Origin of the sequence: Francisella salimarina (genome assembly GCF_007923265.1) — a bacterium.
GTDB classification, from domain to species: domain Bacteria; phylum Pseudomonadota; class Gammaproteobacteria; order Francisellales; family Francisellaceae; genus Francisella; species Francisella salimarina.
In genome coordinates, this window is the sequence record NZ_VOJA01000005.1 from 198,018 (window position 1) to 217,021 (window position 19,004).

Here is a 19,004-nt window from a genome sequence, read left to right on the forward strand (position 1 = left end):
AGGATAGAATGAAGAAAGCTATATTATTTGTTTTTGTTGCCTTACAATTTTGTTGTGCTAGTGGGTATGCGACCACATGTGACAGTCCAAATATTGATGGAGTTAAGTGGTATCATGATTCTGATGAAAGAAGAGCACTATATCTTGAAATCTATAATCTAGCAGGGCATAGAATAGAGTATCAAGTTGAAAAACAACATCTTAAAAAAGGTACTTGGGGTATTATCTTAGATGTTGATGAGACTGTATTAGATAACTCTTGGCAGGAGTATGATAATTATAAAGATTATAGTTATAGTGAACAAAAGTTTAGAGAAGGTATAGTTGAGCAAAGGGCAAAAGGTTTACCAGGTGCAGCGATGCTTACAAATAAAGTACATGAGTTAGGTGGATATGTTAGTTTTGTAACAAATCGTTACGGTTCAGATGATAAAATAATTAAAGCTACAGAAGAGAATCTAACAAAAGAAGGTATATATTATGATCAAATTTTGTTCTCTAATGATAGTGTTAAAAAACCTCATGATAAAAATGCCAGGTTTGAAGCTGTAACAACAGGTAAATATTCGGATAATATTATCTTTACTAGAAAATTACCAGCACATAGTGTGATAGCTTATTTTGGTGATAATATTCAAGATTTTCCTAAGATGACACAAGAGAATATGAGAAAAGTTGATAATGATAAGTATTCCGTATTTGGCAAAAAGTATTATATTTTTCCTAATCCTATGTATGGAAGTTGGCAGTAATTAAGGATTAAAAAAAGTGGCAAAATTATATTTTAGATATTCAGCAATGGATGCTGGTAAAACATTAGATCTTTTAAAAGTAGCTTATAATTATGAGGATAGAGGTAGAAAACCTTTGGTTTTAACTTCTGCGATAGATAAGCGAGCAGGATTAAATAAGGTCAAGTCACGCATAGGTATAGATCAAGATGCTTATTCTTTGACAGATCATGATAATATATTTGAGTTTATTAAAGAATATAATAAAAAACACAAAATAGACTGTGTATTGATAGATGAAATACATTTTTTTACTCAAGAGCAAGTTTGGCAACTTTCTGATGTTGTTGATTTAATGGATATACCTGTTATATGTTATGGGCTTCGTACAAACTATTTGGGCCAACCCTTTGAAACTTCGGCTTTATTACTTGCAATTGCTGATACTTTAGAGGAGGTTAAAACTATATGTTTCTGTGGTAAAAAAGCTAGTTTTAATATGATGGTGCAAAATGGTAAAGCTGTAAAAGAAGGAAATCCAATAGTTGTTGATGATGATTCTCTAAAAGATATTGATACAAAATATGTTTCAGTTTGTCGTAAACACTGGAAAAAGGGTGAATACCAGTAAGCAGAAGAGGTTTTTATTCAATAAGCATTAAAATATGTTGAGCGTTTCTTACACCTAGCTGAGCTGCCTTTTTGTAGTAGTACATGGCTTTTTGTTTATCATAAGGCACGCCGTTTTGCTCTTCATTATAGTACAAGGATGCTAATTTATAGTAGGCTGGACCATATCCTTTATCTGCGGATTTATTAAAGTAGTCAAGGGCTGTTTTGTATTCTTTTGCGTTGTAGTAATATTCTCCAGCATAGTACATAGCATAAGCATCACCACCTTTTGCTGCCTGTTCTAGCTTATATAACTGTCTAAAGTCACCTTTTTGAGCAAAGATTTGCATTCTTTGGACTTTCTCTTCATGAGTTAATTGAATTTTTTCTTCAGGAGCTTTTTTAAGCTTGCTATTCTGCTTTCTATTTTCTTTTGTACTTTGAGCTTGATTATTTATAACCTTTATTTTTTCAAAATCTTTTAATTTTGGTGATAGTGATGAGTCTTTTACTTGTATATTTTTTAAAGCCTTAATAGCATACTGCTTAATAAATTTATTTTCATTATTATAGAAAAAATAAACAATTCCCTCATACTTGTTACTGTTAGCTTTTTCTCCAAAGTCAAATCTTAAAGACGATCTAATATCAATGTATTTTGATAGTATTAAGAAGTCATCAATATAGCTATAATCTAAATTATCATTAATATCTAACATCTTCATATCAATAGAGGACTTTAGTATATCTGAGTAAAATTGCTGTAACTGGCCTTTATTAACTCTTGATAGGTTTAAATAGATTAAACCATTTAGATTTGGTATCTCTTGTTTTGGTGTTGATAGAGCAAGTTCGATTTTTTGTTTTACTTGTTCTGCTCTTCTTGCTTTCTCAATTCGTTTTTTTCGCAAGTTTTGTTGTAGTTCAATACGCTTTAGTCTTTCTTTTTCTAGTGTTTCTAACCTTTCTTGCTTAACTAGTTCTTCGACTTTTACGATTTCTTTTTTTGCTAGTTCTGCCACTTTTGGGTCAGAGCTGTACAGTAGTGTCTGCCATAACATTAGAGCTCTATAGTTATCACCTTTTTTTGTAAAGTCTCGGGCTTGAACAATAATAGCTGGTTCATAACCATTAGCTGCAGCAGTTGTAATGTATTTATCTATGTTTTTTTCATTCTCATTGGTTAATTTACCATTTTGATAAGCTAGATAAATGTCATATAAAATTTCTGAATCAATAGTTGCAATTAGGTTGTTATCTGAATTAATCATGTTTGCGATAGATGATATTGACTTTTTGTAACCTAAATCGTAGGACTTTTTAAAATATTTTATGGCTTTTTTATTATCTTTATTGACTCCTAGTCCATCTCTGTAGAGAGTACCTATCTGGTAGAATGCTTGTGGATAGTTTAGGGCTGCTGACTTTTTATAATATTTATATGCATCAAAATAATTTTTTTCTGTACCAAGTCCATACTGGTAAGAGTATGCTAAATAGAAAAAATCTTGAGCTGATGCTTCATCATCATCTACAAGCTCTTTAATAATGTTGAACGCATTCTTATAACCACTTTTATTGTGACTTTTAATATCTGTGATAGCAGTATTATATTCTTTGAGAAACTTGCTATGTCTATAATCTAGATAACTACTTACACCATAGACACCTCCACTGAGAATAGTTACAATTAGTATAGCGCCAAGTATATTCTTCTTATTTGCCTTTATGTGACCAATTCTTTTTGGCTTTTTTGAAGTGTTTTTTGATTCAGACATTAACTATAGTTTCAAATAAATGTATCTAACTATTCTATATAATAACTTTATATTTATTTTAAGACAATTAGATATTGTTGTCTTGGTTTTTTAGATTTAGAAGAAGTTGTTCTTTTTCTTGCTGTATCGTTAGTGGGTCTTCTAAGGAAATTTTACCAAAATGTCCTGCTCTGAAATCATGGACTATATTTTTAGAAGCCTGTTTTATATTGTAGTTGGTTTTTACAGCAGATATATCTTTAATTATTTCTTGAGGGTGTTTTTCTAAAAAATCTTGCTCAGATATGAAATTGTATCGCGATAAGAAGTTTTTTGTATTTCTCTCTTTGAGAAAGTTTATAAGATAGTGAGCTGTACCTTCGTAGTCCATCGCCGTATCACGAATAGAGCCAATACTTGCGATTCTATAACCACTAGCTTCACTCTTGGGGCTAGGGAACATGATTCCTGGAGTATCAAAAATCATGAAATTTTTATTGATATCGATGCGTTGTTGTAGCTTAGTTACGGCTGGTTCATTTCCTGTTTTAGCAACTTTACGGCCAGCAAGCTTATTTATCATTGTTGATTTTCCAACATTCGGTAGTCCAAATACTATAGCTCTAGTGGGCTTTAAAACCGTGCCTCTTTTAGGACATTTTTTTTGAGCTAACTCAACTATTCTTTTTGCTATATTTTTGTCTTGTAATGTATTAACTGCGATGGCGCTACCACTATAGAAATCCAACCATTGTTTAGTTACTTGAGGGTTGGCTAAATCACTTTTTGATAAAATTCTTATTATCGGCTTATCTCCGACAATATCTTCTAAAACATGGTTGCTACTAGAGTCGGGAATACGTGCGTCCACAATCTCAATAGCAATATCAGTAGATGGCATTTTTTTGCGAAACTCTTTAGTAGCTTTATGCATATGCCCAGGGAACCAATGTAACATTATATATAAATAGGCTAGGATCGGTTAATATAGAACATGATTTTACATATTGTATGTGATTTATGCAAAGTTATCTTTTTTTAATGAATGATGATTTTTAATTTATTATAGTAAGGTTTATAATTCTTCAGGAATATTTTTATTAAACAGGAGTTGTTTGGATAATGAATTTTTTGATAATTGACACATCGAGTAAATATTGTTCCGTGGTATTATCTGCCAATGAGAGAGTATATGGTGATACTAGGGAGATTCCTAGGCAACACAATAAATACTTACTAGAGATGGTTAAAAGTGTTTTTGATAACTCTTGTATAGATATGAAATCATTAGATTTTATAGCTTATGGTGTTGGTCCTGGTAGCTTTGTTGGAGTGAGGCTTGCAGCAGCAGTAAGTCAGGGCTTTGCTGTAGGCCTGGATATTCCTGTTGTAGGGTTTTCGAGTATGTTTGCATTAGCTAAAAGTACACCAACAACATCAGGCAAGGTAGCCGTGATTCTTGATGCCAAGATGGGAGATTTCTATTTAGGACTTTACGATTTGCAAACAAATCAAATAATTTCTGAGAATGTTTATAAACTTGAGGAATATTCAGAAAAGTTGTACTCAGGTTATGAATTAATAGGAGAATCTATAGCTGAGATACAAATAGTTAATAATGATTTTAAAATTGACGTAGATAAGATTGTAGACTATGTATTTGATATGTATCAGCAGCAAAAACTAAATCAAAGTTTAACTCAAGAGACCTTCCCAGTTTATTTGAGAGGGACTAGTCATTGGAAAACAAAAGGAGAATAATCTTATGTGTAGATGGCTAATGTATCATGGCGATAAAATTAAAATGAGTGATTTATTGGTAGATCCAGAGAACTCACTCATACATCAAAGTATACATTCATCTCAAGGCGCTGTTTCTGTTAATGGAGATGGTTTTGGTATTGGTTGGTATACAAGTTTGCACAAAGAACCAGGAGTTTTTAAGGACTCATTACCAGCTTGGAATAATCAAAACTTGATATCTATAGCTAAGCACATAAAAAGTAGAAATTTTATGGCACACATAAGAGCTAGTACTATTGCGCCAACATCTAGAGTTAATTCTCATCCATTTGTATTTGATAAGCATCTATTTATGCATAATGGTTCTATCGGTGATTTTGATGAGATTCGTCAAGAGATTGAGCAAAATATCAAACCTCAGTATTTCAAAGCAAGGTTAGGATCTACAGATTCAGAAGCTATATTTTTATTAGCTTTATCAAATGATATAGATAAGAATCCAACGACAGCTATAGCCAAATCTATTGAGCAAATAACAAAAATCCAATCTAGAAATGGTTTGAAAGAAAAAGTTAAAGCAAGTATTGCCTACTCGAATGGACATACATCATATTCGCTAAAAATGTCTACCATTGGTAATGAACCATCGCTATACTATATAAGTTATAAAGATATTATAGAAACTCTAAAACTATCAAAAAAGCATAAGTTAAAAAATGGTTATTTAGTACTATCAGAGCCCTTGGTTGATTCTGACTTGTACACATATATAGACAATTATTCTTGTATTGAGATTAAACATAATGAGTTTAAAGTAGAAAAGTTATAAGGAACTAAAATGGCATCACTAAACACAAAGATTCAGAATGTTTCAACTTCACCAACTAATGCGATGGCAGCATTAGCAAAACAAATTAAAGACCAAGGGCATGATGTTATTTCGCTTGCTATTGGAGAGCCTGGCTTCAGCACACCAGAAGTTATAAAGCAAGCTGGTATAGATGCTATTAACAATAATATCACAAAATACACTAATGTTGACGGTATTAAGGAACTGCGAGAAGCGGTTTCAGCAAGATACAAAAGAGAATATGATGTTGATTTTGCTGCAGATCAAATTTGTATAACATCGGGCGCTAAGCATAGTCTACACAATATATTTAACTGTATTTTAGAAGAAGGAGATGAAGTTATTTTCTTTGCTCCTTATTGGGTGTCATATCCAGATATGATTGCCCTTACTGGAGCTAAGCCAGTAGCAATTGAAACTAAGTTTGAAAATGACTTTGAAATAGATGTTACAGATTTAGAAAAGCGTATTACAGAAAAAACAAAGGCTATTATTATTAATTCACCTAACAATCCAACAGGGTTAATTTACTCAAGAAAGTGTATTGAGGATTTAGCTAATTTGCTTAGAAAATATCCTAATATTTGGATAATAGGTGATGATATATACGATCAGCTTTATTTTAACAATAGAATAACTCTAGTAACAGAAGTAGCTCCTGATCTGGCTGATAGATATGTAATTGCTAGTGGAGTTTCAAAAAACTTTGCTATGACAGGTTGGAGAGTTGGTTTTACTATTGCTCCGAAGTTGCTTAATGATGCAATGAAAAAATTTCAATCACAATCAGCTACTTGTGCTTGTTCTATATCCCAGTATGCAGCTATTACTGCTATGGAAATGCCTGCTAAGGATTTGCAATATTTTGTTGACTCATATAAGCAAAAAGAGCAATTTGTTACAAAGTCTCTGAAAGATATGCCATATATTGATGTCAAGAATGCCGATGGTACTTTCTATCTTTTCCCAGATATTCGTGATTTAATCAAACACACAAAATTTAGTAGTGATATAGAGTTATGCAATGCGTTGCTTGAAGAAGAGTATGTTGCTATGATGCCAGGCACAGCATTTGGTTTGTCTGGATTTGCTAGAATAAGCTGTGCAAATGAAATGCCAGAACTTGAAGAAGCAATGAATAGACTTTCAAGCTTTGTAAAACGTCATACGTCTTGATTACTATTTATTTGATCTATTTCTTAATAATTCTCTTTAAAAAATATTTATTCCTAAGATTATGAAATAAATATTTGTATCACTGAAGTAACTTTAATTAAGCCACTTTTAATTGTGATTAAACTTATTGCTTACAAGCTCAGCGCATAATTTAGATTGAGTTTAGTAGCTCTTTAGCATCGACTTTACCAACAATACTTTTCTCTTTATGTCCCTTTTGGTCAAAAATAATCACGCTAGGTGGTCCAAAAAGATTAAATTCTTTCAATAACTTGCTACTATCCTGTCCAACATCGGTAACGTTAGCTTGAATTAATTTGTAATTTTTAAGTTTATTAATCACTTTTGGATCTGCAAAAGTTGTATGCTTCATATACTGACAGTCCAAACACCAGTTTGCATAATAGTCAACAATAACAGGCTTACCTTGTTTTTTAATTTTTTCTAAAGCTCTATGCAATTGTTTTGAATTAGTAACTTGCTCAAACTCTAGTTGTGATTGGTTTATTTGAGCTGCTGTAGCTCCTAAAGGTTCAATAATACTTGTATTACCCATTAGAAATCCAATTAATAATGTGCTTCCGTAAATCAAAAATATATAAGCAAAAAGTTGCCTTACTTTTGCTGATGCAGTTTTGATATAAAAACTAAATGCACCTGAGTAAACTGCTAAGCTTAAAATCAAAATCCCGGTTAGCAATAGAGTAAATCGTGCAGGGATAATTTTTGATAACATATAAATTGCTAATCCAAGTAGCATAAATCCGGATATATGCTTGACCGTATGCATCCAATTACCAGCTTTTGGTAAGATTGAGCCACTAGTTGTTCCCACAATTAAGATTGGCACACCCATACCAAGCCCCATCGCAAATAAGATAAGTCCTCCATAAAAGGCGTTACCTGAATAGCTAATATAAGCTAGTACTGCTACCAAAGGAGCTGTTACACAAGTTGAAACAATCAACGTTGACAATATACCCATTATAAATACGCCAATATAGGTGCCGCTTTTTTGTTTACTACTTAGATTATTTACAGAACTAAGTATGAATGATGGTATTTTTAATTCAAAAACTCCAAACATTGCCACAGCCATAACCACAAACAATAATGCCATAGCCCCAATTGCCCATGGTGTTTGAAGTATATTTTGGATACCACCTCCAAAAATTCCTGCTAATACCCCAACTACTGCATAACTAATCGCCATCCCTAAAACATAAGATAATGAAATGCTAAATGCTTTTGCTGTCGTTAATTGCTTTTGTCCAGTAACAATACTTGAGATGATTGGTAATAGCGGTAAAACACAAGGTGTAAACGTCAATAACAAACCTAAGCCAAAAAATATCAAAAATGCCCAAACAATATTTGTATGATTTAAAAAACTTGTATAATCGCTATCTCCAATATTTGAATGTGTAACATCTAATTTTTTCTGAAGCTCTTTAGGTAACTGGCCAAAATATTCTTCACCCTCGTAAATTTTGTTAGTTGATGATAAATCAAGGTTAAATTTTTGCTGAATAGGAGCAAAACAAATACCACTTTCAGAACAGCCTTGATAAGCAATAACTAGTGGTAATTTATTAATAGTTTTATTGCTTCTACTAATTTTTAGCTTAATAGCTACACTATCTTTATAAATCTTTACTCGCCCATAAAAAGGATCATCTTTAATATGGTATGTTTTAGGAAAAATAACCTTTTGAATATTGACTTGTTGTGGGGTTAGACTATAAAAACTAAAATTCTTTAAATACAGATAATTGCCTGGCTTAATATTCCATGTTGCTATTAAAGTATTTTCATTAAGAATTTTGACTTGTAATTGAAAATTCCTATCAACACTGTATTGTTTTAACATACTTTTATCAGCTAGACTCATTGAGCCTGGAGCAATGCTATCGATTGCATTAGTTACTAGGTTTTGTTGCGTAGCTGAAGCATTAGCAAAGCTAGACAATAAAAAACCTATTCCAACTAATATTAAAACATAAAATAACTTTGTTTTCTGTAACATATAAATACCTTTTTTGCTATTTTTGGTATAAAACTAATAACCATTTTTACTGAGTGTTAAATGGCTAGAGATATTATTAAATCATTAACAAAAAACAAATTTTGGTGGACGATAAATACGCTCTATCAATAAAAAACTTAGTCCTGAAATCATCTTGATAAATAGAATACCAATAGGCCGATAGATATTTGAAATTTGCTTGAATCTTGCTAAAAATGCTGCAAGACTAATACTGTTACAACTTATAGTTGTTGAAGTGGATGCGCTACTAGCACTACTGCAAGGATTACTGATAGTTATGTGATTAGATATAGGTGTTACATTACTAGCAGGAAAGATGCTAAAAACAGTACTAATGGCAAATACCAATAACATCATTCTTTTTAAAATTAACTTACGACCTATTTGTTTCATATTTACTTAAGTTTTATATTTATTGCTTTATGTACCAAGCTCCAAAATTTTAACAAGGGGTTGCTATAATCACAAGAGACATCGTACTTTAAACATAGTTATGAGTAAATATTGCTTAAATATATTTCTATACCTGTTAAAATCAATATATTATTTTTATTGTGAAATTTTTATGAAAAAGTGTGGCTATATTTCAATTATTGGTAGACCTAATGTGGGTAAATCTACTTTACTCAACAATATACTAAAATATAAAGTTAGTATTACTTCGCGTAAACCTCAGACAACAAGACATCAAATAACGGGTATCAAAACGCTTGGAGATACACAGTTTATTTATGTTGATACTCCTGGCATTCATATAAAAGAACCTAAAGCAATCAATAAGTTTATGAATAAAGCAGCGACAACTATGGTAAAAGATGTTGATGTAATTTTATTTGTTGTTGAGTTGGGCAAGTGGACCGAGTTAGAGGATAATATTGTAGAGAAATTAAAGCATTCGCAAGTCCCAATATTTTTAGTTGTTAATAAGGTTGATAAAAAGAAATCATTAGAGGCGTCAATGTTTATTGAGTCCGTTAAAGAAAAATTAAGCTTCTATGATGTGATATATGTTTCTGCTAAGCAAGGTCATAATGTAAATGAACTTGAATCAAGAGTCGAGAAACTTTTGCCTGAATCAGAGTATTTTTTCTATGAGGATGATCAAATCACTGATAGAAGTATTAAATTTATGGTTGCTGAAATAATTCGTGAAAAAATTATGCGAACTATTGGTAGTGAGGTGCCTTATCAAATAGCTGTAGAAATAGATAGTTATAAGGTTGATCAAGAAAAAGATATCGCTGATATCTATGCTAGTATACTTGTCGAAAGAGATAGCCAAAAAGGTATAGTTATTGGTGCAAAAGGAGTTAAGCTTAAAAAAATTGGTACTGATTCCCGTATAGACATCGAAAGATTGGTTGGTATGAAAGTTAACCTTAAAACACACGTCAAAGTAAAAAGTGGTTGGTCTGATGATGATCGAGCATTGAAGTCACTTGGCTATGATTTGATCTAAAACATTACGATCATGCAGCGATTAGAAGTCAAAAAGTCTCGAAAATATAGGAAATTTATCTACTGTTGCATGGTCTTTCTGACAAGTTTTGTTATTGGTGTTTATTATAACCAAAATGTTATTCTTTTTTTTGGTATATTTTTGATTTTAGTATCAATATTGTTCGAGGCTGTATCAAATAAGCAAGTAGTTGAAACTATTATTTTACCCAATAGCTTAGATAATAATTCTTTAACATTTGTTATAAATGCTAAAGAATCTGATTTTTGGACTGTTAGAAAGTATATTGTCATTAATAGCTGGATTTATCTTTATGCCGTCCAGCAAGGTTCGAATAAAAAAATTAAAATATGGTTGCATAAATCAAATTTTAAAAGTAAAAATGATATTCGTGACTTGGCTAAATATATGCTATTCACTGAAAAATAATTAATCTTCAGTATAATCTTAGGTATACTTCTATCAAGTATATATCTAGAGATTTTTTCCAATGTTAAATGAATTTAGATCACAGCTAAGCAAATTTTTAAAAGATAAACAAATTATTGAAAATGAATTATTGCGTTATGCATATTCTACAGATGCTAGCCTATATAGGATGGTGCCGAAACTAGTAATATTTGTTAAAACAGAAGTAGAAGTCGTAGAGATAATTAAATTAGCAAATCAATATAATGTTAAGCTAACATTTAGGGCGGCTGGAACTAGTCTTTCTGGTCAAGCGGTTACTGATGAAGTACTTGTGGTTTTATCTTCTGATGCTTGGCTTAATTATCAGGTTTTTGATAATGGTAATAAGATTAAGCTTGAACCAAGCATAATAGGGGAGAATGCTAACAAATATCTCAAGATATACAATCGTAAAATTGGGCCTGATCCTGGCTCAATTAATAGTGCTAAGGTCGGTGGTATCATTGCAAATAATGCTAGTGGGATGTGTTGTGGTACAGCAAAAAATTCTTATGCCACTTTAGATTCAATGCGAGTTGTGTTTGCCGATGGTCAGGTGCTAGATACATCTGATTCTGCTAGTATTACGAGTTTTAAAGAGAATAATGAGAATTTCATAAATTCAATATTAGCTATTCATAGTCAGATAAAGAGTGATGAAGATTTGGTTGCTTTTCTTAAAAAGAAATTTTCAATCAAGAATACTAGTGGATATAGTCTAAATGCTTTTTTAGATTTTGATGATCCAATAAAAATTATAGAAAGATTAATCATTGGTTCTGAAGGTACTCTTGGTTTTGTTAGTAATGTGACATTAAATACTGTTGCTGACCATAAATTTAAGGCCTTGAATTTAATATATGGAAGCCTTGATGAGCTAGTGCGACTGACTACAGAGCTTGAGCCATATACCCCTTCATCTGTTGAATTACTTGACTACCTATCATTGAAATCAGTAGCAGATGTAGTGGAATTACAGCCCTTTTTGATAAACCTTGAAAGTTCTGATATTGCTGCGATTATGGTTGAAGTATCTGAGGATAGTCAAGATAGCTTGGATAATAAACTTGATATAATAAATCAAAGTATTGAGCAGGCAAATATTCTTCATCAAGTCGGCTTTAGGCAAGATGAGCGAGAGATTCAAACCATTTGGAAAGCTCGGAAAGGTGTCTTGCCTACAATTGCTGGGCAAAGGCCAAACGGCAGTACTGTGCTTATTGAGGATGTAGCAGTAAATATTGCTGATTTACCAGGCTTGATAACAGATGTTAAACAGCTATTTATCAAATACAATTATTCCAATGCTGCAATATTTGGTCACGTTTTGGCTGGGAATATTCATTTCGTTCTTACTCCTGATTTTAATGATGAGAAACAGTTAATTGAATATGATGAATTTATGCAAGAAATTACTTCTTTAGTTGCAGAGAAGTATAATGGTTCGCTTAAGGCAGAGCATGGAAGTGGACGAAATATCTCACCATTTGCGATAGTGGAATGGGGTGATAAATGTTTGAATATTATGTGGCGCATTAAAAAGCTTTTTGATCCTAAAAACACTCTTAACCCTGATGTTAAACTTACTAAAGATAAGAGTCTGCATATTAAGAATCTCAAAGAATTAAATAGTGTTGATGAGAAAATAGATCAATGTATGGAATGCGGCTTTTGTGAGCCTGTTTGTCCATCAAGAAACTTAAGTTTGACTCCAAGACAAAGAAACTCTGTTGCTCGTAAGATTCAGACTCTAGATGGTAATCAAAAACAACAATGGCTTAAAGATTATGATTACTATGGTATACAAACATGTGCTACAACAAGTTTATGCAAAACTCGTTGTCCAGTTGATATTGATACTGGTGATTTTATTCTTAGTCAGAAAAAGCTGCAAAACAAGCTAGTTAATCATGACAAAGAAATAACTAAAGCGAAACAAAAAGTTAAATTGGGGAACTTAGCTGCTAATTTTATAGGAAAGAAGAATCTTCAAGGTATGACTAAGCTACTACATAATAACTTCAAATCTATACCAGTATATTTGGAAACTATGCCAAAAGTACAATCCTCAAGCTTTATAGACTCTAATAGAGAAAATACAAAGCCAAAAGTATTATTGTTACCAGCTTGTCCAAATAGAATTTTCGCCAGTAGTAAAAAATATACAAAGTATCCAAGTCAACTAATATTAGAAAAGCTGGGTTTTGAAGTTAATTATCCACAGAATTTGAATAATCAATGTTGTGGGCAAATGTATCACTCACAGGCGAATCATACTCAGCAACATGCATCTCAAGATTTATTGGAGCAGAGTATAGATTATACTCAGTATGACTATGTGGTTACTGATAATAGTTCCTGTGCTAATTTTGCTAAAGATCAAAATTTGGATATTATAAATATTAACAGTCTAATTATAGATAAATTAGATAACATCAAATTAACAAAAAAGTATAATAAAATAGCTTTGCATATTGATTGTTCTACTCGTAAACAAAATATTGATAATAGTTATGTAAATGCACTAAAAAAATGTGGTACATCAGTAGTTGTTCCTGAGCAAATATACTGTTGCGGGTTTGCAGGAGATAAGGGTTTTACAACTCCTGAGTTAAATGCTACAAGTTTAGAATCTCTTAAGCCACAAATTAAAGACTGTGAGGTTGGAGTTAGTTTTAATCGTAGCTGTCAGATAGGACTTTCATATCATGGAGAATTGGAATACATATCATTTACAGAATTGTTGCTAGAGTGTTTAGATTAAATAGCTATTTAAGTTGGTTAAAAATATCCTGTGATACTTTATCAACAGCTTGATCGCCATCTATTTTTATGTATTTTGGCGTTTTTGTATTTGCAGATGAGAAGTTTCTATAAAAATCAATTAGCTTAGACGTTTGAGCATGGTACACAGAGAGTCTTTCTTTAACTGTATCTTCATTATCATCAGTACGGGTTATCAGATCTTCTCCTGTAACGTCATCTTTGCCTTCAACTTTAGGGGGATTAAATTTAGTGTGATATGTTCTACCAGATGCAGGATGAACTCTTCTACCTGTTATTCTTTCTATTAATAGACTATCAGCAACATCAACTTCAACTATATAGTCTATATTTACACCCAATCTGTCTAGTTCTTCTGCTTGAGTTATTGTTCTAGGTACTCCATCTAGTAAAAAACCATTTTTACAGTCGTCTTTAGAAATTCTGTCTTTAACAATCTGGATGATAAATTCATCTGAAACTAACTGTCCGGCATCGAGCACTTTTTTTAGTTCTTGACCAATATTACTTCCTGACTTAATTGTCTCTCTAATCATATCTCCTGTAGATATATGAGCGATACTATATTTGTCTTCGATTATTTTTGCTTGAGTCCCTTTGCCAGCTCCAGGGGCACCTAAAAGTATTATACGCATAGTTAATTTAGCCTTAACGTTTTAAAACTATAGTTTACTTAATGTGGATTTAATTATAAAATAAACAAACTTATATATCTAGAAATAGAGTATCTAATTTTTGGCTACAGTTTTTTATAAGAAATTTTATGATATCGTTATTACTTGAGAAAAGACGCAAAAAAGCTCAAAGAACAGTTTTGGGTGTTGAATATGATAGGTGTTCACTTGCTAGTGTGAAGCTTGACAGAAAAGGCGATAGCTATGCGCTAGTTAGCTGTGATAGTGATATTTTTACGTCTGAAGCATATTTTGAAGGTGAGTTAACAACGGAATACGTTGGTAGCGTTATTGCGGAAATAATAAAAAGGAATAAACTTGGCCGTTTTACTAAACTAGGTTTTGCTAGTTATAATGAAATTGATGTTACAAAAGAAGAAATTTCTTGTGATAAAAGAGCACTAGAGATAATCAAAAAAGAAGGTGTACTTTTTTATATATCTGAATACTTTTTGAAGAAGCGTTTCCCAGAGAGTTATGCTGATATTGCATATGACTATTACGATCAATTGGAAAGTAATGGTACGTTAATAGTCTATTACATATCTGATAATGAAAAGATGAAAAAGTTATATAATACTGCTAATAAAGCAAAGAGAGCTTTATCTGTATGTGCTTTAGATAAGCTTGCGATTAGTGATTTTGTTTCAAATCTTTATCTTAGTGAAATATCTAAGCATGCAAATGATAGTATATTTTTAGGCTTATATTCAGATAAATTATCTATTTATAGCTTTTCTCCTCAAGGCGAATTAAAAAGTTATGAATCTGTTAAAATTTTTGATGAAAATATTAGTGATATAGCTTATGTTGATGAAGTTATCCAGCTACTATTAAGGTTTATGGATTTTATGTCTTTGGATCTTAGTGAAAGTAATTTTGACAGTTTTGATGAAGTTCAAGATAATAATGTATACATATATGGAATTAAGCAAAATTTTGAAAGTATCTTTGAGTCAATAAAAGATTTATCTCAAAAAAATTGTAAAATACTTAATCCATTTGTAAATATTGATTCCCAGAGTTTTGGGAGCATAGAGCAGCCATATAGATATGTTATGTCAGTGGCGATTGCTATGAAGGAGGCTTTGTAGTAATGAAAGATCTTAATTTTGTGCGTGGCCGTTGGCGCCAAAAACAGCTTACTTACATAGGTATTGATCTAGCATTTATGGTATTGGTAGCTTTTATATCAATGTTTATTCTTTCGATAATATTTTCGTGGTCTAGTGATGAAGACATAAAGGTAGAGAGATATATCCAGACTCAAATTAGTAAGCTTAATAAAAATGTAGCAGAATACTCAGACGTAAAAAATCAAAGAGATAAACTTTTAGATGTATCATCTGACTTGGCAAATATTAAAGCTAGCCAGTATTATATATTACTCGGTATAGAGAAGATTTCTAGAGCGATTACCGACCAGTTATATATTACCAATATTAATTATGTATCAAATACTGATATCATTGTTATTACGGGTGATGTTAGAGATTTGAAATTACTTTCAATTTTTATGAAAAACTTAGAAATAGAGTTTAGAGTTAAAAAAGTGGAACTTAAAAACCTAGGATCAGAAAAAAATGGTCAAAGAAGCTTCTCTCTAGAGTTTAAGTTTGGTGAAGGTAATGCGTTTAAAGGGGAGAGTGTGAAATGGTAGATAAAATTAGAAAATTTCTTTTATCTAACAAGTACTCGGTAATTGTTATTGATACTCCTCTGAAAATTAAGCTACCTGTGCTGATAGTAACTTTTGTTCTATTTGTTTTTATATTTTATGGTATATTGGTAAGCCCAATTATATCAAAGGCAAGTCAAAGAGAAAGCCATATAAAATCTATGGAGTCTCAAATACCTAGATTAATTAAGAAAGAGAAAGACTTAAACGCACTTAAAGAGCAAGTTAAGGTGTTAGAAAAACATAATATTGAAGAAAGATTTAGTATTCCCGAGCGTCATTCTGTACCTATTTTTTTATCTGCATTAAATGAAGCTATTCGCAGTTCTGGTATTACAATTATTGATCTTTCACCTGCAGGAGTCGAAAAAAATAAATATTTAGATTTATACGCTCTTGATTTTAAAGCTAAATTAGTTGGTGATTTTCCCCAGTTAATTAAGCTTTTTGTTGCTCTAATTGATATGAAAGATATAGCGGTTATTACAAATATAAACATTAAAAAAGAGTCTGATACTAAAATAGTTACCGAACTAAATTTACAGACCTATTCACGTCAAGGAGTAGGAGCGTAAATTAAATGATTAGACATCAAAGATTAAAATTTCTAAGTTTTGTATTATTACTGAGTAGCTATGGCAGTTGCTATGCTAATTATGAAACTAGAATAAACCAAGTTAATGAGCTTATTCAAAATAGGACTAAAACTATGAAGAGTACCGAAAAGCTTGACATCCCTGAATATAAAGGGGATACATTAACCTTTGAAAGATTATCAAAGATACGTAATGTTTTTAATGTTGATCATGCACTCCCTTTTGAGAAGAAAGTTCCAATTAAAGGTATTGAACAAAAACAACAGGTTGTTAAGTTGAAGCCTATAGTTGTTCCAGAAGAGCTTAAAGATGTTATGAATACTAAACCTACAGGTTTACAACAATATCCCTTAAACTCTTTTAAATTTAAAGGAGTTGTTCTTCAAAATAAGCAAAAATGGGGTGTAATAGAGAGTTCAATGGAAACTAAGCCAATATATGTTAAGCAAGGTGAATTAATTGGACAAAACTATGGAAAAGTCAAAGATATTACCAAAGAGGGTATTGTAGTTGACGAATGGAAAAAGAATAATGAAAAAAGAGTTTGGCAAAAAACTCCAGTTGTTATACATTAGGATGAATTAATGTTTTTTAGAAAAAATAAATTATTAGCTATTTTGACCGTGATTGGAGGGTTCTTGGGTTGTGAAGTATCATTTGCTGACCCAAAAGAGGCTAACCAAACAGCTGTAAACCAGCTTCAAGAAACTAAGCAACCAGAAACAAAAATAGTTGGAAGAGATGAAAATAAAACTACTAACTATAATAAACATATAAAAGATTTAGAATTTCATCGAAGCTTGAATGGTAGTGCTGTTTTTGATGTGGCTTTTGAAGAAAATATTAGTAATTTTGCTGGATATAAAACTAAATTATCACAAGATGGATATACTCTTACGATAACTTTTGACGATACAACCATTTCTGATAAATGGGTCAGTAATATTGATACTAAAGTATTTAACACGATAGTAGACTCTATTAAGATTCTTAAAGATAATGGTAATGTTATTTTTATAATACACTCATTAGATAGAATAGCTTTAAGCGATTTTAAAGAGGGTAATACTTTTAAATTTAAGATAGATAGACGTAACAGTCGGGTTGAAGGCTTTAATGTTAATGAGCCTATATCTATATCCTTCAAAGATACTCCTGTGCAGACTGTTTTACAGGTTTTATCAGAGTTTGCTGGGTTAAACTTAGTTGTAAGTAGTAGTGTGCGTGGAAACATGTCTATAGACCTTAAGAATGTTCCGTGGAACGAGGTTATGAATATTGTTCTTGTTAGCAAAGGTCTTGCTACTAAGAAAATGAGTAGTATTTTGTATGTTGCGACTGCAGCTGAAATCGCTGCTCAGGAGCAATTAGAGCTACAAACAAAAAGGTCACTAGAAAATAATGCCACATTGGTAACAGAGTTTATTCCGCTAAACTATACCACAGCACAAGCAGCTCAAACTGTTATAACGTCTATGGCAAAACAGAATGGTGGAATTATGTCACCACGGGGTAGCATAACTTCAGATGCTCGTACAAATACTCTTATAGTAACAGATACAGAAGAAAAAATTCCGCGTATTAAAGAAGTTGTGAATGAAATTGATATACCTAATGATCAGGTGCTAATCGAGGCAAGAATTGTCGAGGTTACTAGAACAAGTGGATTAGAGCTTGGTTTTAACTATAGTGTTAAGCATGAGCCATATGTTAACCTGGGGCTTAATACTTTTGGCTCTAATACGAATTCTGATGAACAAAATGTTGTAGCTAGTACTGCAAAACTAATGTATACCTTAGCAGGAGGTCTTCAACTAGAAATGGAAATTAGGGCTTTGGAGAATGAATCTTTGGCTAATGAGGTATCATCTCCACATTTGGTTGTTGCAAATAATGAAACTGCATTTATTAAAGATGGTACAGATGTACCGTATCAGCAGGCTACTGCATCAGGTGCTGCATCAGTAGCATTCCAAGAGGCTGTGTTAGAGCTACAAGTTACACCTCAGATTGCACCAGACGGCAATATTGTAATGGAAGTGCTTGTAACGAAAAACAGTGTTGGAGCATCTTCAGGTAAAACTTCGACTGGTGAAGATTTGCCACCGCTTATTAAAAAACGAGAAGTAACTACAAAGGTTATGGTTAAAGATAGTGATACAGTTGTAATTGGCGGTATCTATACCAAAACTCAAACAGAGACTCGCAATAAGATACCATTTTTAGGTGATATCCCATATCTAGGTTATTTATTTAGCTATACTAAGATAGATGATAAAGATGCTGAACTTTTAATTTTCATCACACCTAAGATTATTGAGTCACGAGTCCAAAAATGATAGTAGATAATAGTTGCAATAGTATTAATATTTAGGTATCTTATAGCCTATAATTTTTTATGTACAAGGGGTGATTAGTAACAAACTATCACAGTGTGTAATCAACTT

18 protein-coding genes are annotated in these 19,004 nt (G+C 31.8%); 13 read left to right on the plus strand and 5 right to left on the minus strand.

Annotated features, from left to right (window positions below):
* Positions 1 to 8 precede the first annotated feature (8 nt).
* Both FQ699_RS09155 and FQ699_RS09160 read left to right on the plus strand, forming a co-directional pair.
* Positions 9 to 752: an HAD family acid phosphatase gene (locus FQ699_RS09155; RefSeq protein WP_146422053.1), complete on the plus strand. Its 744-nt coding sequence runs from the start codon at positions 9 to 11 to the stop codon at positions 750 to 752.
* 16 nt (positions 753 to 768) lie between these two features.
* Positions 769 to 1,362 (plus strand): thymidine kinase, encoded by a 594-nt coding sequence (locus FQ699_RS09160; protein WP_146422054.1) that lies wholly within the window; start codon positions 769 to 771, stop codon positions 1,360 to 1,362.
* A gap of 13 nt (positions 1,363 to 1,375) precedes the next feature.
* On the opposite strand, the gene FQ699_RS09165 is transcribed toward FQ699_RS09160, so the two are convergent.
* Positions 1,376 to 3,121 carry a sel1 repeat family protein gene (locus tag FQ699_RS09165; RefSeq protein WP_146422055.1) on the minus strand — a complete coding sequence of 582 codons (1,746 nt, stop codon included), beginning with the start codon at positions 3,119 to 3,121 and terminating at the stop codon, positions 1,376 to 1,378.
* Positions 3,122 to 3,188: 67 nt separating this feature from the next.
* Positions 3,189 to 4,058 carry a ribosome biogenesis GTPase YlqF gene (ylqF, locus tag FQ699_RS09170; RefSeq protein ID WP_146422056.1) on the minus strand — a complete coding sequence of 290 codons (870 nt, stop codon included), beginning with the start codon at positions 4,056 to 4,058 and terminating at the stop codon, positions 3,189 to 3,191.
* Between the two features lie 164 nt (positions 4,059 to 4,222).
* Between ylqF and tsaB the strand changes: the two genes are divergently transcribed.
* The 3 genes from tsaB to FQ699_RS09185 are packed head-to-tail and all read left to right on the plus strand — an operon-like array spanning position 4,223 to position 6,869.
* On the plus strand, positions 4,223 to 4,861 hold the full coding sequence (gene tsaB / locus FQ699_RS09175; RefSeq protein ID WP_146422057.1) for a tRNA (adenosine(37)-N6)-threonylcarbamoyltransferase complex dimerization subunit type 1 TsaB: 639 nt from the start codon (positions 4,223 to 4,225) through the stop codon (positions 4,859 to 4,861).
* Between the two features lie 4 nt (positions 4,862 to 4,865).
* Entirely contained in the window at positions 4,866 to 5,672 is an 807-nt protein-coding gene (locus tag FQ699_RS09180) for a class II glutamine amidotransferase (protein ID WP_146422058.1), read from the plus strand.
* 9 nt (positions 5,673 to 5,681) lie between these two features.
* Positions 5,682 to 6,869, plus strand: a complete 1,188-nt coding sequence (locus FQ699_RS09185) for a pyridoxal phosphate-dependent aminotransferase (RefSeq protein ID WP_146422059.1) — start codon at positions 5,682 to 5,684, stop codon at positions 6,867 to 6,869.
* Between the two features lie 151 nt (positions 6,870 to 7,020).
* Here FQ699_RS09185 and dsbD read toward each other — a convergent pair whose 3' ends face one another.
* On the minus strand, positions 7,021 to 8,895 hold the full coding sequence (dsbD, locus tag FQ699_RS09190) for a protein-disulfide reductase DsbD (RefSeq protein ID WP_146422060.1): 1,875 nt from the start codon (positions 8,893 to 8,895) through the stop codon (positions 7,021 to 7,023).
* Between the two features lie 84 nt (positions 8,896 to 8,979).
* The gene (locus FQ699_RS09195) at positions 8,980 to 9,309 is read right to left on the minus strand and encodes a hypothetical protein (protein ID WP_146422061.1); all 330 of its coding nucleotides are present in this window, start codon (positions 9,307 to 9,309) and stop codon (positions 8,980 to 8,982) included.
* Between the two features lie 172 nt (positions 9,310 to 9,481).
* Between FQ699_RS09195 and era the strand changes: the two genes are divergently transcribed.
* The 3 genes from era to FQ699_RS09210 all read left to right on the plus strand — a co-directional run bounded on the left by era (position 9,482) and on the right by FQ699_RS09210 (position 13,589).
* Positions 9,482 to 10,375, plus strand: coding sequence for a GTPase Era (era, locus tag FQ699_RS09200; RefSeq protein WP_013922988.1), 894 nt, complete (start codon positions 9,482 to 9,484; stop codon positions 10,373 to 10,375).
* A 12-nt stretch (positions 10,376 to 10,387) separates the two neighbouring features.
* On the plus strand, positions 10,388 to 10,804 hold the full coding sequence (locus FQ699_RS09205) for a hypothetical protein (RefSeq protein WP_179951701.1): 417 nt from the start codon (positions 10,388 to 10,390) through the stop codon (positions 10,802 to 10,804).
* Between the two features lie 61 nt (positions 10,805 to 10,865).
* Positions 10,866 to 13,589, plus strand: coding sequence for an FAD-binding and (Fe-S)-binding domain-containing protein (locus FQ699_RS09210; protein ID WP_146422062.1), 2,724 nt, complete (start codon positions 10,866 to 10,868; stop codon positions 13,587 to 13,589).
* A gap of 4 nt (positions 13,590 to 13,593) precedes the next feature.
* Here FQ699_RS09210 and adk read toward each other — a convergent pair whose 3' ends face one another.
* Positions 13,594 to 14,244: an adenylate kinase gene (gene adk / locus FQ699_RS09215; protein WP_146422063.1), complete on the minus strand. Its 651-nt coding sequence runs from the start codon at positions 14,242 to 14,244 to the stop codon at positions 13,594 to 13,596.
* Between the two features lie 128 nt (positions 14,245 to 14,372).
* On the opposite strand from adk, the gene FQ699_RS09220 reads away from it, so the two are divergent.
* From FQ699_RS09220 to FQ699_RS09240, 5 genes are read left to right on the plus strand one after another with little or no spacing between them, the layout of a single operon-like run.
* Positions 14,373 to 15,377 carry a type IV pili gene (locus FQ699_RS09220; protein WP_146422064.1) on the plus strand — a complete coding sequence of 335 codons (1,005 nt, stop codon included), beginning with the start codon at positions 14,373 to 14,375 and terminating at the stop codon, positions 15,375 to 15,377.
* 2 nt (positions 15,378 to 15,379) lie between these two features.
* Entirely contained in the window at positions 15,380 to 15,943 is a 564-nt protein-coding gene (locus FQ699_RS09225; protein ID WP_146422065.1) for a PilN domain-containing protein, read from the plus strand.
* A complete protein-coding gene (locus FQ699_RS09230; RefSeq protein WP_146422066.1) occupies positions 15,937 to 16,536 on the plus strand; it encodes a type IV pilus inner membrane component PilO in 600 nt (199 codons plus the stop codon). Before FQ699_RS09225 ends, FQ699_RS09230 begins: the two co-directional genes overlap by 7 nt.
* A 5-nt stretch (positions 16,537 to 16,541) precedes the next feature.
* Complete coding sequence (locus FQ699_RS09235) at positions 16,542 to 17,132, plus strand: pilus assembly protein PilP (RefSeq protein WP_146422067.1); 591 nt, start codon at positions 16,542 to 16,544, stop codon at positions 17,130 to 17,132.
* 9 nt (positions 17,133 to 17,141) lie between these two features.
* Positions 17,142 to 18,896 (plus strand): type IV pilus secretin PilQ, encoded by a 1,755-nt coding sequence (locus FQ699_RS09240; protein WP_146422068.1) that lies wholly within the window; start codon positions 17,142 to 17,144, stop codon positions 18,894 to 18,896.
* Positions 18,897 to 19,004: the final 108 nt, after the last annotated feature.

Excerpts from the sequence above, each read along its gene's own strand:
- adk (WP_146422063.1), bottom strand. The coding sequence starts at position 14,244 with ATGCGTATAATACTTTTAGGTGCCCCTGGAGCTGGCAAAGGGACTCAA.
- FQ699_RS09180 (WP_146422058.1), top strand. The coding sequence starts at position 4,866 with ATGTGTAGATGGCTAATGTATCATGGCGATAAAATTAAAATGAGTGAT.
- ylqF (WP_146422056.1), bottom strand. The coding sequence starts at position 4,058 with ATGTTACATTGGTTCCCTGGGCATATGCATAAAGCTACTAAAGAGTTT.
- FQ699_RS09195 (WP_146422061.1), bottom strand. The coding sequence starts at position 9,309 with ATGAAACAAATAGGTCGTAAGTTAATTTTAAAAAGAATGATGTTATTG.
- FQ699_RS09165 (WP_146422055.1), bottom strand. The coding sequence starts at position 3,121 with ATGTCTGAATCAAAAAACACTTCAAAAAAGCCAAAAAGAATTGGTCAC.
- tsaB (WP_146422057.1), top strand. The coding sequence starts at position 4,223 with ATGAATTTTTTGATAATTGACACATCGAGTAAATATTGTTCCGTGGTA.
- FQ699_RS09235 (WP_146422067.1), top strand. The coding sequence starts at position 16,542 with ATGATTAGACATCAAAGATTAAAATTTCTAAGTTTTGTATTATTACTG.
- dsbD (WP_146422060.1), bottom strand. The coding sequence starts at position 8,895 with ATGTTACAGAAAACAAAGTTATTTTATGTTTTAATATTAGTTGGAATA.
- FQ699_RS09205 (WP_179951701.1), top strand. The coding sequence starts at position 10,388 with ATGCAGCGATTAGAAGTCAAAAAGTCTCGAAAATATAGGAAATTTATC.
- FQ699_RS09220 (WP_146422064.1), top strand. The coding sequence starts at position 14,373 with ATGATATCGTTATTACTTGAGAAAAGACGCAAAAAAGCTCAAAGAACA.
- FQ699_RS09185 (WP_146422059.1), top strand. The coding sequence starts at position 5,682 with ATGGCATCACTAAACACAAAGATTCAGAATGTTTCAACTTCACCAACT.
- FQ699_RS09155 (WP_146422053.1), top strand. The coding sequence starts at position 9 with ATGAAGAAAGCTATATTATTTGTTTTTGTTGCCTTACAATTTTGTTGT.
- era (WP_013922988.1), top strand. The coding sequence starts at position 9,482 with ATGAAAAAGTGTGGCTATATTTCAATTATTGGTAGACCTAATGTGGGT.
- FQ699_RS09210 (WP_146422062.1), top strand. The coding sequence starts at position 10,866 with ATGTTAAATGAATTTAGATCACAGCTAAGCAAATTTTTAAAAGATAAA.
- FQ699_RS09240 (WP_146422068.1), top strand. The coding sequence starts at position 17,142 with ATGTTTTTTAGAAAAAATAAATTATTAGCTATTTTGACCGTGATTGGA.
- FQ699_RS09225 (WP_146422065.1), top strand. The coding sequence starts at position 15,380 with ATGAAAGATCTTAATTTTGTGCGTGGCCGTTGGCGCCAAAAACAGCTT.
- FQ699_RS09230 (WP_146422066.1), top strand. The coding sequence starts at position 15,937 with ATGGTAGATAAAATTAGAAAATTTCTTTTATCTAACAAGTACTCGGTA.